This is a genomic window from Streptomyces sp. R21, from assembly GCF_041051975.1.
In the GTDB taxonomy this organism is placed as follows: domain Bacteria; phylum Actinomycetota; class Actinomycetes; order Streptomycetales; family Streptomycetaceae; genus Streptomyces.
Genome location: NZ_CP163435.1, coordinates 1,808,454 through 1,823,537 on the forward strand (window position 1 = coordinate 1,808,454; position 15,084 = coordinate 1,823,537).

The 15,084-nt window shown below is 71.9% G+C and carries 12 protein-coding genes; 7 read left to right on the forward strand and 5 right to left on the reverse strand.

What is annotated here, in order from left to right:
• Nucleotides 1-2 precede the first annotated feature (2 nt).
• Entirely contained in the window at nt 3-1,088 is a 1,086-nt protein-coding gene (locus AB5J56_RS08375; protein ID WP_369231568.1) for a WD40/YVTN/BNR-like repeat-containing protein, read from the reverse strand.
• Nucleotides 1,089-1,366: 278 nt separating this feature from the next.
• On the opposite strand from AB5J56_RS08375, the gene AB5J56_RS08380 reads away from it, so the two are divergent.
• A complete protein-coding gene (locus AB5J56_RS08380; protein ID WP_369231570.1) occupies nt 1,367-1,783 on the forward strand; it encodes an SsgA family sporulation/cell division regulator in 417 nt (138 codons plus the stop codon).
• A 65-nt stretch (nt 1,784-1,848) separates the two neighbouring features.
• Here the strand turns inward: AB5J56_RS08380 and AB5J56_RS08385 are convergent, their stop codons facing one another.
• Nucleotides 1,849-2,688 (reverse strand): isocitrate lyase/phosphoenolpyruvate mutase family protein, encoded by an 840-nt coding sequence (locus AB5J56_RS08385; RefSeq protein WP_369231571.1) that lies wholly within the window; start codon nt 2,686-2,688, stop codon nt 1,849-1,851.
• Between the two features lie 388 nt (nt 2,689-3,076).
• On the opposite strand from AB5J56_RS08385, the gene AB5J56_RS08390 reads away from it, so the two are divergent.
• The 3 genes from AB5J56_RS08390 to AB5J56_RS08400 all read left to right on the forward strand — a co-directional run bounded on the left by AB5J56_RS08390 (nt 3,077) and on the right by AB5J56_RS08400 (nt 6,801).
• A complete protein-coding gene (locus AB5J56_RS08390; RefSeq protein ID WP_369231573.1) occupies nt 3,077-4,711 on the forward strand; it encodes an ABC-F family ATP-binding cassette domain-containing protein in 1,635 nt (544 codons plus the stop codon).
• Nucleotides 4,712-4,840: 129 nt separating this feature from the next.
• Nucleotides 4,841-5,617 carry a dimethylargininase gene (gene ddaH / locus AB5J56_RS08395; protein WP_369231574.1) on the forward strand — a complete coding sequence of 259 codons (777 nt, stop codon included), beginning with the start codon at nt 4,841-4,843 and terminating at the stop codon, nt 5,615-5,617.
• 206 nt (nt 5,618-5,823) lie between these two features.
• Complete coding sequence (locus tag AB5J56_RS08400) at nt 5,824-6,801, forward strand: acyl-ACP desaturase (RefSeq protein WP_369231576.1); 978 nt, start codon at nt 5,824-5,826, stop codon at nt 6,799-6,801.
• 21 nt (nt 6,802-6,822) lie between these two features.
• Here the strand turns inward: AB5J56_RS08400 and AB5J56_RS08405 are convergent, their stop codons facing one another.
• Both AB5J56_RS08405 and AB5J56_RS08410 read right to left on the reverse strand, forming a co-directional pair.
• Nucleotides 6,823-10,191: a hypothetical protein gene (locus AB5J56_RS08405; RefSeq protein ID WP_369231578.1), complete on the reverse strand. Its 3,369-nt coding sequence runs from the start codon at nt 10,189-10,191 to the stop codon at nt 6,823-6,825.
• Nucleotides 10,192-10,338: 147 nt separating this feature from the next.
• Complete coding sequence (locus tag AB5J56_RS08410) at nt 10,339-10,584, reverse strand: WhiB family transcriptional regulator (RefSeq protein WP_369231580.1); 246 nt, start codon at nt 10,582-10,584, stop codon at nt 10,339-10,341.
• 271 nt (nt 10,585-10,855) lie between these two features.
• On the opposite strand from AB5J56_RS08410, the gene AB5J56_RS08415 reads away from it, so the two are divergent.
• The 3 genes from AB5J56_RS08415 (at nt 10,856) to AB5J56_RS08425 (ending at nt 13,859) form a co-directional block, all read left to right on the forward strand.
• Complete coding sequence (locus AB5J56_RS08415) at nt 10,856-11,647, forward strand: VOC family protein (RefSeq protein WP_369231582.1); 792 nt, start codon at nt 10,856-10,858, stop codon at nt 11,645-11,647.
• A gap of 238 nt (nt 11,648-11,885) precedes the next feature.
• Nucleotides 11,886-13,112: a glycoside hydrolase family 64 protein gene (locus AB5J56_RS08420; RefSeq protein WP_369231584.1), complete on the forward strand. Its 1,227-nt coding sequence runs from the start codon at nt 11,886-11,888 to the stop codon at nt 13,110-13,112.
• Nucleotides 13,113-13,193: 81 nt separating this feature from the next.
• A complete protein-coding gene (locus AB5J56_RS08425; protein WP_369231586.1) occupies nt 13,194-13,859 on the forward strand; it encodes a TetR/AcrR family transcriptional regulator in 666 nt (221 codons plus the stop codon).
• A 34-nt stretch (nt 13,860-13,893) separates the two neighbouring features.
• On the opposite strand, the gene AB5J56_RS08430 is transcribed toward AB5J56_RS08425, so the two are convergent.
• Nucleotides 13,894-14,928 (reverse strand): LacI family DNA-binding transcriptional regulator, encoded by a 1,035-nt coding sequence (locus AB5J56_RS08430; RefSeq protein ID WP_369231588.1) that lies wholly within the window; start codon nt 14,926-14,928, stop codon nt 13,894-13,896.
• Between the last annotated feature and the right edge of the window lie 156 nt (nt 14,929-15,084).

A 15,084-nucleotide genomic window follows, 5' to 3' on the forward strand; every position in this document is an offset into this window, starting at 1 on the left:
CGTCAGTGCTCCAGGCGGGCCACCCGGCCCTTCTCGCCCGAGGCCCAGCAGGCCAGGTCGGCGGTGCAGTCCACGGTGTCGTACGAGCCGGTGTCCAGCGTCCGCCAGCTGCGGCCGCCGTCCGTGGTCAGGTCGGTGCCGGTGGGGCCGACCGCGAGGGCGGCCGTGCGGCTGTGCGGGAGCCAGGCGACGCCGGAGCGGTAGGCGGGCGGCGGCCGGCCGGCGGATGTCCAGGTGCGGCCGCCGTCGGGGGTGAGGGCCGCGGCCTTGGGCGATGCCTGGTCGGCGCGGTAGTCGCCGCCGACCGCGAGGCCGTGGGTGCGATCGCGGAAGGCGAGGGCGAAGACACCGCGCGCCGGGTCGCCCGCCGGGACCGGGGTCTCGGCGGCCGTCCAGGTCAGTCCGCGGTCGGCGGAGTGCAGCACGCGCGCGTGGGCGCCGCCGCCGGTGGCGAGCCATGCGTCGCGTGGCCCCGAGGCCACCAGGCACTGCCCGCTCGCCGCGAAGCCCGCCTCGCCGTCCTCCGCCGCGGGCATCCCGGCGCTGGGCAGCACCGTCCAGGAACGGCCGCCGTCGCTGGTCGACAGGATGCGGAACTTTCCGTCCACCGGGTCGCTCATCGCCAGACCGTGGCGCCGGTCGAAGAAGGTGAGGCAGTCGTAGAAGGCCTTCGCGTCGGTGTTGCGGAAGGACTCGGTCCAGGTCGCGCCGCCGTCGTCGGTGCGCAGGACCCGGGAGGCCTCGCCCTCGCCGATGGCCAGGGCCACGGCGCGCCGCGCGTCGAAGGCCTCGACGTCGCGGAACTCGAGGTCCCCGGCGCCGGGCGGCGAGATGTTCTGCCAGTGCGCGCCGCCGTCGGTGGTGCGCAGCACGGTGCCCTTGGAGCCTGCCAGCCAGGCGGTGTCCCGGCCGACCGCCGAGAGCCCGCGGAAGCGTACGTCGGTGCCGCTGTCCTTGAGTTCCCAGTGCGGCGCCCGCTGCTCCGCCGGTGCGCTCGCGCTCTCGTATGCCTGTGCGGGCGCGGCCAGCACGGCGGCCAGCGCAACTGCGCACGCTCCCACGGCCGTTGTCCGACTCGTACGTCTCATGCGTCGCGTCTTCCCCATGGCCCTCATGGCGGGCGAAGCTAGTCCACGGACCCGTTGCCGTCCAGATGCCCTCGGCGGGAACCCCGGAGCCCCCCTCCGGTGTCCTCCCCGATGTCCGCGGGAGTACAGGACGAGAAGTGGATCACCTCAGTGAATGGGTTCGGTGACAGAGGTCACTCGGGTCACAGGTGCACGCATTGGCCGAATCCATCGTCTCTCCAAGTGCCCGTCCTCATCCGCCCGGAGTTCGTCCAGCCGTCACACAAGGGAGCAAGGCGTTGTCCACCGTCATCGAGCAGCCCGTAGAGGCCCGCCTCGTCGCCGCCGCGCCGCGGATGCCGAGTATTCCCGCCACGCTCCACTACGACCGGCGCGACCCCTTCGCCATCCGCATGACCTTCCCCGCCCCGGCCACCCTGGAAGGGGTGGAGGTGTGCTGGACGTTCGCTCGCGAGCTGCTCGTGTGCGGCATGGACGACCAGGCGGGGTACGGCGACGTACGGGTGCGGCCGTACGGCTACGACCGCACCGTCCTGGAGTTCCACGCCCCCGAGGGCACCGCCGTGGTGCATGTCCGCTCGGGCGAGCTGCGCGGCTTCCTGGAGCGCACGACGGAGCTCGTCCCCCTCGGTCTTGAGCACCTGCATGTCGACCTCGACCGCGACCTCGCGGAGCTGATGCGGGACGCGTGCTGAGCGACGAAAGTGGCTTAATCTCGCCTCCGGCAGGCTGAGTGAACCGGCGACGACGCCGGTGAGTTCTAACGGCCGCCGCCCAGCAGCCCGTTCAGCTCGGCGTAGTCCAGTCCCCCGGCCAGCGGCCCGTACGTCCCCTCGCCCAGCAGCTCCCGCGCGGCGCGGCGGACCACGGCGTGCGCGGCCTGCGCGAGGCCGGAACCCGCGCTGATCCGGGCGACTCCGAGGGCGGCGAGCTCGGCGACGGACGGCGCACCCGGGCCCACCATCACGTTCAGCGGGCCCTCGACGCCCTCGACGAGGGTCTTCACGGTCACCGGGTCGACGGCCCCGGGGACGAAGATCCCGTCGGCTCCGGCGGCGAGAAAGGCGGCGGCGCGCTCCAGGGTCTCCTCGACCTTCCCGGCGCCCCGCAGATACGTGTCGATGCGGGCGTTGACGAAGAGCGGCACCCCGGCCGCGTCGGCGGCGGCGCGGGCCGCGGCGATCCGCTCGGCCTGCTCGGCGACCGGGCGAAGGGGCGCCTGCCCCTCGTACAGCGCGTCCTCGATGTTCACGCCCACGGCGCCTGCCGCGAGCACCGCGCGGATCGTGTCCCCGACACCCTCGGCGTCGACGGCGTAGCCGCTCTCGATGTCCGCGCTGACAGGCACCCGCACTGCGGCGGTGATCCGCTCGACGGCGCCGAGCGCGCGCTCGCGGTCGAGCCGGTCCCCGTCCGCGGTGCCCAGGTCCCAGGCGAGCCCCGCGCTGGTGGTGGCCACCGCGGCGGCGCCCGCCTCCTCGATGATCCGGGCGCTCGCCGTGTCCCAGGCGTTCGGGAGGACCAGCGGACGGCCCGGGACATGCAGGGCGCGGAAGGCGACGGCGGCTTCGTGCAGCGGGTGCGGGTTCGGGTTCGTCATGGGCATGAGCCAATCACCGGCCGCGGCCGGTGGCTGGCGAGAATCCGACACGTACGTGAGCGTCCGGGGCGCTCGGAAATTTAATGCGTTGACAGCCCTGCAGGGCTCTTCCTAACGTTGTTGACGGTTCTGTTGCCGTCGATTGGAGAAGGACGTTGCTCGTCTGAGGTCTTGAGACACCGCGTCACACACCGCCGTCCCTTTGTCGGCGCCCGTGTGCGCAGCGTGCGACCTCGGCATTCGAGCCGTCCTCCGGAGCAGGGCTTTCCACCCTCCGCCCGCCGGAACAGGGCTTTTCCGCTGCCTTCCGGTACTGGACCGGGCTGTCGTCGCCTCGCGGTGTCCCACGTGTTGGCCCCCGACCCCACCCAGCAACCGCGAGGCGCTCTTGTCCACCTCTCCCACCTCCATCGCCTGTACGTCCCTCTCCTTCGCCTGGCCGGACGGCAGCGTCGTCTTCGACGGACTCCAGGCAGCCTTCGCGCCCGGCAGGACCGGGCTCGTCGGCGTCAACGGGTCAGGGAAATCAACCCTGTTGAAACTGATCGCCGGAGAGCTCGCCCCGGCCGACGGCGCGATCCGCGTCGCGGGCGAGGTCGGCTACCTGCCGCAGAACGTCACGCTCGACACCGGCCTGCGCGTCGACGAGGCGCTCGGCATCGCCGCCGTGCGCGTCGCGCTGCACGCCATCGAGGCGGGCGACGTGGCCGAGGAGCACTTCGAGGCCGTCGGCGACGACTGGGACGTCGAGGAGCGCGCTCTCGCGACCCTCGGCGAACTCGGGCTCGGACACATCGAGTTGGACCGCACCCTCGGTGAGGTCTCGGGCGGCGAGTCGGTGCTGCTGCGGCTGGCCGCACTGCTGCTGCGCCGGCCGGACGTCCTGCTCCTCGACGAGCCGACCAACAACCTCGATCTGTACGCGCGGCGCCGGCTGTACGCCGCCGTCGAGGCCTGGTCCGGGGTCATGGTCGTGGTCAGCCATGACCGTGAACTCCTCGACCTGGTCGACCAGATCGCCGATCTGCACTCCGGAGAGGTCACCTGGTACGGCGGCAACTTCTCCGCGTACGAGGAGGCACTCGCCGTCGAGCAGGAGGCCGCGGAGCGCATGGTGCGCGTCGCCGAGTCCGACCTGAAGAAACAGAAACGCGAACTGTCCGATGCCCACATGAAGTTGGCCCGCCGAAGGAGATACGGCCAGAAGATGTGGGACCAGAAGCGCGAGCCGAAGATCGTGATGGGCGCGCGCAAACGTGCCGCTCAGGAGTCCGCGGGCAAGCACCGCATCATGCACGAGGAGAAGCTCGCCGAGGCCAAGGAGCGCCTCGACGAGGCGGTGGACGCCGTACGGGACGACGACGAGATCCGCATCGACCTGCCGTACACGGCCGTACCGCCCGGCCGCACCGTACTCACGCTCCAGGACCTGGAGTTGGCCTACGGCGCTCGCGTGGACGGGGTGTTCGAGCTGCGCGGGCCCGAGCGGATCGCGCTGATCGGGCGCAACGGCGCGGGCAAGACCACGCTGCTGCGCACGATCGCGGGCGAACTGACGGCCGTGTCCGGTGAGGCGCGGGCCCATGTGCCCATGCGTTTTCTGCCGCAGCGGCTCGATGTGCTCGACGACGAACGGACCGTCGCCGAGAACGTGGCCCGGTTCGCGCCGGGCGCCACCAACAACCGGATCCGGGCGCGGCTCGCCCGCTTCCTGTTCCGGGGCGCGCGTGCCGACCAGCGCGCGGCGACGCTCTCCGGCGGCGAGCGTTTCCGGGCGGCCCTGGCCGCACTGCTGCTCGCCGAGCCCGCACCGCAGCTGCTGCTGCTCGACGAGCCGACGAACAACCTCGACATGGCGAGCGTCCGACAGCTCACCACGGCACTGGAGTCGTACGAGGGCACCCTGATCGTCGCCAGCCACGATGTGCCGTTCCTGGAGTCGATCGGAATCACGCGATGGCTGCTGCTGGAAGGAGGAGAACTGAAAGAAATCACTCCGGAAGCTGTCGGGTATCCCGCTTAGCGGCGGCCGGGGCGACGGCCTACCGTCGGGTACAGAGGCTGGCCGACGTCGGCCCTGGGGGCTTTTGCGGGCGCACATCCGCGCTGCATGATGTGCGCCGACACCCCCTGCCGTTTTGGAGACCCGCCCGTGCCCAGCCGGAAAGCCCTGATACGCCGCCCCGGTCCACGCCTCGCCGAGGGGCTCGTGACGCACATCGAGCGCGAGCCGGTGGACGTCGACCTGGCGGTCGAGCAGTGGGAGGCATACGCGGAGGCACTGCGTACGCACGGCTGGGAGACCGTCGAGGTGGAACCGGCCGACGACTGCCCGGACGCCGTGTTCGTCGAGGACGCCGTGGTCGTCTTCCGCAATGTCGCGCTGATCTCGCGCCCCGGCGCGGAGTCCCGGCGCGGCGAGACCGCCGGGGTCGAGGAGGCCGTGGCCCGCCTCGGCTGCTCGGTGAACTGGATCTGGGAGCCGGGCACCCTGGACGGCGGCGACGTCCTGAAGGTCGGCGACACGGTGTACGTGGGCCGCGGCGGCCGCACCAACGCGGCCGGGCTCCAGCAGCTCAGGGCCGCCTTCGAACCGCTCGGGGCGCGGGTGGTCGCCGTACCCGTCAGCAAGGTGCTGCACCTGAAGTCCGCGGTCACCGCGCTGCCCGACGGAACGGTGATCGGGCACGAACCGCTGGTGGACACCCCCTCGCTGTTCCCGGGCTTCCTACCGGTGCCGGAGGAGTCGGGTGCCCACGTCGTGCTCCTTGGCGACGGGAAGCTGCTGATGGCGGCGAGCGCGCCGAAGACGGCGGAGCTGCTCGCGGATCTCGGCCATGCGCCGGTCCTGGTGGACATCAGCGAGTTCGAGAAGCTCGAAGGCTGTGTGACATGTCTCTCGGTCCGGTTGCGCGGGTTGTACGGGTGAACGGATTGATCGATATGCCCTGTTCGACCCCAGGACCTGCGGGTCCCCGGAATTAAGCGCTCCCCTAGGGGACCCCCGCTGATCAGCAGTCTTTACGGCGCTCTTAACCTACGGAAACGTAACCTACGGATACGTAGCCTACGATGCCGTAAGTTACGAATCACGCTCAGTGTTCCCGCTCGACCATCACGTCCCCTGGAGTACCCGTGACGATCACTTCTCCGCACCTCGGTAGCCCGTCCACCGCCTGGACCGACGCACGGCTGCTGTACGCCTTGGAGGAAGTGGTCGAAACAGAGCTCAACCGCCACCTGAAGGTGGCCAAGGACTGGATGCCGCACGACTACGTGCCGTGGAGCGACGCCCGCAACTTCCCGGGGCTCTTCGAGGACGGCGAGGCCTGGGGCAAGGAGCAGTCCAAGGTCACGGAGCTCGGCCGCATCGCGCTGGTCGTGAACCTCCTCACCGAGGACAACCTGCCCAGCTACCACCACGAGATCGCCTCGCTCTTCGGCCGTGACGGCGCCTGGGGCACCTGGGTGCACCGCTGGACCGCGGAGGAGGGCCGGCACGGCATCGTGATGCGCGACTACCTGCTCGCCTCGCGCGCCGTGGACCCGGACAAGCTCGAAGCGTTCCGTATGCAGCACATGAGCGAGGGCTTCGAGTCGGACAACCGCCACTCGATGCTGCACTCCGTGGCGTACGTCGCCTTCCAGGAGCTGGCGACCCGTGTCTCGCACCGCAACACCGGTCACCAGTCGGGCGACCCGGTCTGCGACCGCATGCTGGCGCGCATCGCGACCGACGAGAACCTGCACATGGTCTTCTACCGCAACCTCCTGAAGGCCGCGTTCGAGCTCGCCCCCGACCTCACCATGCAGTCCGTGCGCGATGTCGTCGTCAACTTCCGGATGCCCGGCCACGGCATGCCCGGCTTCGAGCGCGCCGCCGCGCAGATGGCCATCGGCGAGGTCTACAACATGCGCATCCACCACGACGACGTGCTGCAGCCGGTGCTGCGCCACCTCAAGGTGCTGGAGATCGACGGCCTCGGCCCGGAGGGCCTGCACGCGCAGGAGGAGCTCGGCCTCTTCATGGGCGGCCTCGACGCCGAGGCCAGCAAGTTCGACGAGAAGCTCGCGGCCCGCAAGGCCCGGATGGCGGCGCGCGCCGCCGGCTGACGCCCGCCGCTCCCGGTCACCTCACTCGTACGCCGTCACCTGGTCCAGCGCCGCGTCCCGCACGTCGGCCACCGGGTGGCGGCGCAGTGCTCTCAGCTGCTCCCGCCAGGGCGCGACCCAGCCCGTCCGGACGCCGATCGCCGCGGTGACGGCCGCGGCGAGCAGCCCCTCGCCGTGCCCGCCGTGCGCGGTGAGCCGCCGTACCGCGCCGAGCAGCACCTCGGGGTCCCCCTCGTGCGCCTGCCGCCGCAGCCGCTCCCCGATCTCCCTCGCCGTCCGGGCGGCGAGCGCCGGGCGGCCGTCGGTGAGGGCGGACAGCCGTTCCAGCCGCACCGGCTCCTCGTCCAGGTCCAGATGGAACACCATGATCGCGGCGGCCTGCGGCACGAAGGCGTCGTACCCGGCGAGCAGCTCGGCCGCGGCCAGCGCCGCGGGACGGACGGTTCCCGCAGCAGCCCTGGCCATGTGCTCCAGGCGGGCGACAAGCTGCTCGACGCGCTGCCGGGCGGGGCGGTCGCGGCGCTCGTCGGCGTCGGCGTGACCGCCGGCCTCCGACGCCGGGTCCGTCTCGGCCTCGGCCAGTCTCCTCAGCGCCCGCTCAAGCTCCGAGACCCCGCGCGGTGAACCGGCCGCGGCGGTCACCAGGCCGACCGCCGCCGCGCGCCAGGTCGTACGGTTCGCCAGGTCGGTGGTGGCCTCGGCGAGGACCGTCGCGGCCTCCGGGGACCAGGGCGCCCAGCGGGCCAGGGCGGTGAAGGCCGGTGTGGCGGTCTCCGGGTCGTCGGTGCGGGACACGTCGCGCACCAGGCGGGCGTACCGATCGCGATGGGGCTCGGGCAGATCGAGCGGTGTGACGCGCAGGACCGCGGACCGCAGCACCGGCTCGGCGCCCGCGGCGTCGAGCAGCAGGTCCCAGACAGGTTCCTCGGCGAGCAGACCGCCCGCGAAGGCCACGATGGCGGCGCGGACGTCGACGTGGGCGCCCGGCGCCGCGTACGCCTCGGTCAGCAGCGCCGCCGCCCGGGGTACCGGAAGCCGCACCGCGGCCAGCCGGGCGGCCTCCTTGCGGCTGGTCACCTTGGTGTTCGACGCGAACAGCACAGCGGACAGCTGCTCGGCGAGGCGGGACGGCGCCGCGTACCGGGACGCCCGCGTGGCCGCGTACACCGCGACCCGCGCCCGCTCGCCGCCCGCGTGGGCCAGCAGCTCGGGCAGCGCGTCGGCGGGCCGGTCGGTACGGGCGAGCGCGGCGAGGGCCGCCTCGGCGAGCACCACGTCCGAGGAGTCCGTCCAGCGTCGTACGAGATCGGCACCCCGTCCCGGGACGCGCGCCCCCTGCGCGATTGCCGCGGCCCGCTGATACACGGGCAGCCCGGCATCTCCGGCCTCCGCCACCAACTGCCGTGCCACCGTGAGCTGTTGACGCGGCACCCAACGCCGTACGTCCCTGTCCACCGGTACGGTCCAGGGGGTTCCCTTGGTCAGAAAACGCCCGTACGGAGGGGTCTCGGCGAGCAGCACGTCGAGCAGATCGGTGCGGCGCCGGGTGATGACCTGGAGGACGGGCCACAGCGCACCCGCAGACGGCTCCAGCGCGAGGATGCGGGCCACCCGCTCGTCCCGCGTCGCGGGCGCGTCCAGCCACAGCTCGACGGCGGAGTGCACGGTCGCGTCATTGCCGTAACGGATGGCCTGCCACAGCAGTTCCTGCAGTTCGGGCATGCCTGCCGCGCGGCGCCCCACCGCACGGGCGAGCGCGAAGGCGAGACTGTAGTCGGACTTCTCGGCGCCGGCCTCGATCCATGGGCGCAGGGCTTCGTACACTTGATGTTCCTGGCCACGGCGCAGTTTCGCGTCGAGCCGGCCGAGGTCGGCGCCGCCGGTATTGCCGGAGATGCGGACGAGGGTGCGCAGTGCCCAGTTCACCAACTCCCTTCGCCCCTCGGCCGCGTGCTCGCGCAGCACGGAGAGGGCGAGCCGGCTCAGGTGCTGCCGGGTGGCGGGCGAGGAGTCGCGGGCCTCGACGGCGTCCACGGCGATGCGGTCGAGGCGCGGCTCGGTGTCCTCGGTGAACAGTGCGGCCCGGACGTCGGACAGCGCACCGAGGGCGGCCGAGCGCACCGGATCCTGTTCGTTGCGCAGCCGCCCCATCTCCTGGAGTACGGAGCTGACGGCCGCGGGGTCGCCGGAGCGGGCGGCGTTGCGGACGAGCAACGGCCAGGCCTGGGCGCGGTCTTCGGCGGCCGGTCGGCGGGTGGCCTCGACCAGCCGACCGCGCGCTTCGGCGACGGGCAGGAAGGACTCGACGAGCAGCAGGGTGTTCCACGCGCTGCCGATTTCCCGCGCGACGGCGAGCATGCGCCGGGCCTCCTCGGCGGCACCGCTGCGCGACAGCACTCCGAGGACGACCGTGTCGATGGAGACGTGTCCGGCTCCACGGCCTTCCTGCGTGGCCCGGTAGAAGGCGTGGCGCCGCGCGGGCGGCAATGCCTTGACGAGCGGATCGAGATCGCCCCACTCGGCCAGGAGGCGCCCGAACGCGACGAGTTCGGGCGCGTCGGAACGGGCCAGCCTGCGCAGCACGGTGGGACTCAGCCCCCTCCTGCGGCGCGCGGCGATTCCGGTGGGCGTGACCAGCAGCCTCATCAGCCGGCTCGGGGCGACCGCCGCGAACTCTCCGAGGCAGTCGTGCAGTTGGTACGGCAGAGTGGCCGGCCCGAAGCGTTCGACCAGGTCGAGCACCCGCAGTGGCTCCGCCCGGACGGTGGCCACCACGCCCGGTGTGTACCGGCCCCACCAGGTGGTGCGCAACGCCTCGGGCAGCGCCGTCAACTCCCCTTCCGCGACGTCGAGAAGGAGGCCGGGGTGCCGATTGGCGAGGGCCTTCCAGCCGGTGACGGCATGGAAGAGACCGGGAAGCAGTCTGCCGACCGTCCCCGCCGTGCATCCGGGCAGCAGCCGCGCCGCCTCCGCGTCACCCCGGTCGCGGCGCACCGTGTCCACCAGCCGGTCGGCGAGCGCGGTGCGATGTCCGGCGACGATCGCGCGCAGCAGCTCCCTGCGGATCGCCTCCGGGGCGTCGTCAAGCGCCGACTCGTAGGCGGAGTCGGGGACTTGGAGGCTCTCGGCGAACTGCTGGGCGTGTCCGCGCACGAAGTCGTCCGGGTCGGCGAGGCGGTCCGCAATCCACTCGACGTCCCGGCCGACGGACGCGGCCACGACGGCGAGCCCGCGTTCGTAGGGGCCCCGCGTGTCGAGCTCCTGCAGCACCGGTCGCAGCTCGGCCGTCTCCTGCACCCGCCGGGCGAGTTCGCGCATGCGCTGCGGATACGGGAGGGCGTCGAGGGCGTGCAGCAGCCCCTCGACGTGCTGCTCGGCGGTACTGGTCATGCCCGGATTCTGCCCGCTGGACGCCGCGGGGCCTACTGATTTCCCGGTGCGGACCGGTGTGCCGTCCGGGCGATCAGGGCCGACGGCGGCGCGGCCGCGGGGCGAGGAGGGGGCGGGCGCGCTCCCGCGCCGCCCCTCGGTCCCGCTTCAGTCCTGCGCGCGCCGGATGCTCAGTCGTTCCTTCTCGGAGAGGCCGCCCCACACTCCGAAGCGCTCGTCGTTGTCGAGGGCGTACTCCAGACACGCCGAACGCATCGCGCACATGCCGCAGATGCGCTTCGCCTCGCGCACGGAGCTGCCCGGCTCGGGAAAGAAGAATTCGGCCCCCGTCTGCGCGCACAGCGCCTGCTCCTGCCAGGCGACGTCCGGCGGGGTGATCGTTTCGATGTGCATGGGCGAGATCGTGCCGTGCGGCGAAAAACGTTCGATCAACGCCGGATCAACGCCACGTACCGGGGCCTGGGGCCACCCCCGATGGTTCCCCGCCGCGCACGGAAGCGCACGGCGGCGCGCGCGGCGCCCGAAGACTTGGTGAATCCGGCTGGTCACAGGAGGTGACGGCTACCGTCGCTCCGGCGGGCGGGCGCGCCCCGGCAGCGGTTGTCAGTGGGCGGTGCAAGACTCGGCAGAGCAGGCAACGGGACCCCTCATGAGGAGGGCAATCATGCTCACCACCCGTTTTGTCACCGGCGCCCCGAACTGGATCGATGTCGGCACCTCCGACATCGACGGCGCCATCTCCTTCTACGGCGGCCTCTTCGGCTGGCAGTTCCAGTCGGCGGGGCCGGACTCCGGCGGCTACGGCTTCTTCCAGCTCGCCGGAAAGACCGCGGCGGGCGGCATGCAGACCACCCCGGACCAGGGCCCGCCGTCCTGGACCGTGTACTTCCAGACCCCCGACGCGGAGGCCACTGCGAAGGCGGCCGAGCAGGCCAAGGGCGCCGTTCTCATGCAGCCCATGGACGTGATGGGCCAGGGGCACACGGCGATTCTCGCGGACAAGGCGGGCGTGCCCTTCGGTATCTGGCAGCCCGGCCGGATCAAGGGCATCGAGGTGGCGGGCGACGCCGGCTCGCTGTGCTGGGTCGAGCTCTACACACCGGACATCGCCTCGGCCGCCGCGTTCTACGACTCCGTCTTCGGCTGGGACACCTCGGCCGTGCAGTTCCCGGGCGGCACCTACACCTGCATCAACCCGGCGGGGACCGAGGAGGAGGACATGTTCGGCGGCCTCGTCCCGCTCGCCGACGACCCGACGGAGGCGGAGTCCGGTGCGTACTGGCTGCCGTACTTCGAGGTCGCGGACACGGACGCCACGGTCGCCAAGGCCCAGGAGCTGGGCGGCACGGTCCGCGCACCTGCCATGGACATGGAGGGCGTCGGCCGCATGGCCAAGCTCGCCGATCCCTATGGCGCCAGGTTCGCCGTGATCACGAGCGCGACGCGGCAGGGCTGAGCCGACGGCCCCCGGGCCCCGCCGCGCCGGGGTCCGGGGCCCGCTGCCTGGTCCGACTCCCTTTCTCCGCACTCCATTTACCCTTCACTTCCTGAACGCTCGAAGTTTTCGAGAGCGCTCTCAGTCATAACCCTTGACGGCCCAACTCCCCCCTGGGAACAGTGGTGGACCGCAGGGACCGGCCTTCCCCACGGGCAACGGTTCTTCCCTGTCTCCCCCCACATCCCAGGAGTCCGCCGTGATATCGCGCCGCCTGTTCCTGACCGGAGCCGCCGCAGCCACGACCGCTGCCACCTACCCCGTATGGGGAAGCACCCTCAGCCCCAGCGCCAAGGCCGCACCCGCCACCTGCCAACTCGCCCTCCGCAACGCGTCGTTGCCGGGCACCGTCCGGGCATACGTCACCGGGCACGAGCAGGCCACCGGCAACTGGATCCTGCTGCGGTCCGACGGGGGTGTCTACCGGCCGAGCTCCCCCTCGGCCCCCCAGACGCCGCTGCCCGTCGACTGTTCCATCCCGCTCGGCGCCGCCGGCTCGCCGGCCAAGGTACTGACGCTGCCTCAGATGTACGGCGCCCGGATCTACTTCGTGCGCGACGACACCCTCGACTTCTTCCTCAACCCCGGCCCGTCCCTGGTGGAGCCCGCCTTCGCCACGGCCGCCGATCCCAACTACGGCCGCACGTGGTCGTTCTGCGAGTTCACGTTCAACAGCGATCAGTTGTACGCGAACATCAGCTATGTCGACCTGGTGACGGCGCTGCCGATCGGTCTGACCCTGGAGGGCGACGCCACGCACACCGTCGCCCCGCTGCCCGACGGCGCGGTGGGCACAATCGCCTCGGATCTCACGGCGCAGGCCGCCAAGGACGGGCAGCCGTGGGACAAGCTCGTCATCCGGGACAGCGGCGGCAAGGTGCTGCGCGTCATCTCGCCGCAGAACCTGATGGCCCCCTACTTCGACCGGCCCGACCAGATGCCGTTCCGCAACGTCTGGGACAGCTACATCGACCAGGTGTGGGCGAAGTACCGCGGCACCGACCTGCGGATCGACCTCCAGGGCGGCCGGGGCGTCTTCACCGGCCGGGTCAGCGGCGACACCCTCACCTTCACCGGCGGCCACACCTTCGCCAAGCCGGCCTCGAAGGACATCTTCACCTGCAACCACGGCCCGTTCACCAACAACCCCGGCGACCCCGACGACAAGAAGGGCCTGCTCGCCCGTCTCGCCGCCGGCTTCAACCGCTCGATCATGCTCACCCACCCCGACCAGCCGAACGGCACGACCACCGCCGACTACTACCAGGGCGGCACCACCAACCACTGGGCCCGGGTCGTGCACGCCAACTCGCCCATCGGGTACGCCTTCCCGTACGACGACGTACGGCCCGACGGCCGGCCGGACGTGTCCGGCGCGGCACACGACGGCAACCCCCGGCGGTTCACGGTCTCCGTCGGGGCGTGAGCGCCGAGCATCCGGGCCCCGCCGATCGGCGATAGCATCGGTACCGGGGATCAGCCCCCACTACAGTCGAGGGGTGAGGACATGACGGCTGAGGCGAGCCGGCCGGAGCCGGTGCGGCGGCGTGACGCACAGCGCAACCGTGACCTGCTCGTCGCAGCCGCCCGTGCGGTCTTCGCCGAGCAGGGGCTCGACGCTCCGCTCGACGTGATCGCCCGCCGGGCGGGGGTGGGCAACGCCACCCTGTACCGGAACTTCCCCACCCGCGCCGAGCTCGTGGACGAGGTCTTCCGGGACGCGCTGACCGAGACCATCGCCGCCGGGGAGCAGGCCCGGACCGTCGAGGACGGCTGGACGGGCCTGCTGGGCTATCTGGAAGCGGTCTTCGCCGGGCTCGCCGCGGACCGCGGCACGAACGACCTGATGACCACGCATCTGGAGGGCGTCGCCTCGCTGGAAGCCGTCCATGCCCACAACCGGGAGACGCTGGACGTGCTCCTGCGCCGCGGACGCGAACAGGGCACCGTACGCGGCGACATCACCACCGAGGACCTGCTCCTCGCACTGGCCGCGCTCGGCCGCACCGTCCCGGCCCTCACCGTCACGGGCCCCGACGCCTGGCGCCGCCCGCTCGCCCTCTTCCTCGACGGCCTGCGCCACTCCCCCGGCCTGTCGAAGCTGCCGGAACCACCGCTCACGGCGGACCGACTCGGCACGGTGCTGCGGGAGTTGGGCCCGCACCAGGACTGACCGGAGCAGGAACAGGGGCCCGGGGCGAAGACGCCTAAGCGGAGTCCCGGTGTACCAGCGTCGTCGGCAGCACCACACTGGAGGGCAGGCCCGCTTCCGCCGTACGGCGGTCGAGTCCGCGCAGCAGCAGTCGGGCCATCAACCGGCCCATTTCCTCTATGTCCTGACGGATCGTCGTGAGCGGCGGGTCGGTCTGCTCGGCGACCGGCAGCATGTCGTCGAAGCCGATCACGGCGACGTCGTCGGGCACCCGCCGCCCCTGGTCGCGCAGGACGCGCAGGGCGCCGGAGGCCATCAGATCGTTCGCGGCGAATACGGCGTCCACCTCAGGGCAGCGCTCCAGCAGCTCCCGCATCGCGCGCTCGCCGCCCACGGGCGTGAAGTCGCTCTCGACGACGAGCCGCGGATCGGCGTCGACCATGACATCCCGGAACCCGTCGAGCCGGTCGACCGCCGACGTCTGATCGAGGGGGCCGGTGATGTGGGCGATGCGCGTCCGGCCGAGTCCGACGAGATGGCGTACGGCCTCGCGGGCGCCGCCCCGGTTGTCGCTGTCCACGTAGACCGCACCTCGGGTGTCCTCGCCCCAGCCGGGCCGCCCGCCGAACACCGTGGGCACGCCCGCGCCGTGGATCAGCCCCGCCAGCGGGTCGTCGAGGTGCAGCGAGAAGGCGAGCGCCCCGTCCACGTGCCCGCCGGCGAGATAGCGGCCCACCCGCGCGTAGTCGTCGCGCCCCTCCGTGAGCAGCAGCACCAGCTGGGAGTCGTGCGCGGTCAACTCCTTGCTGATTCCCCTGAGTTGAAGGGCGAAGAAGGGGTCGGCGAAAACCCTGGTCTCCGGTTCGGCGATCACGACGGCGACCGCGTCATGGCGCCGGGTGACGAGGCTGCGGGCGGCCTGATTGGGCACGTAACCGAGTTCCTCGACAGCCCTTCTGACCCTCTCGACGAGAGGTTCACGCACCCCGTCGCCGCCGTTGACGACACGCGAGGCGGTGGCCCGGGAGACCCCGGCCCGCGCGGCCACCGCCTCCAGCGTGGGACGCGGCTCTGTCGTCGGTTCGGGCACCTCGGGACTCCTCAACGGGCGGCGGTTGCCGATCAGGATAGCCGCGATCGTTCGCGCGGGTGAGCGCGGTGAGAGCGCTCCCGGGCACGAAGTCCGCCTCCCCGAAATGGTGTTGTGCAGGCGTCGTATGCCCGCCGAGGACATCACCGGACCCCC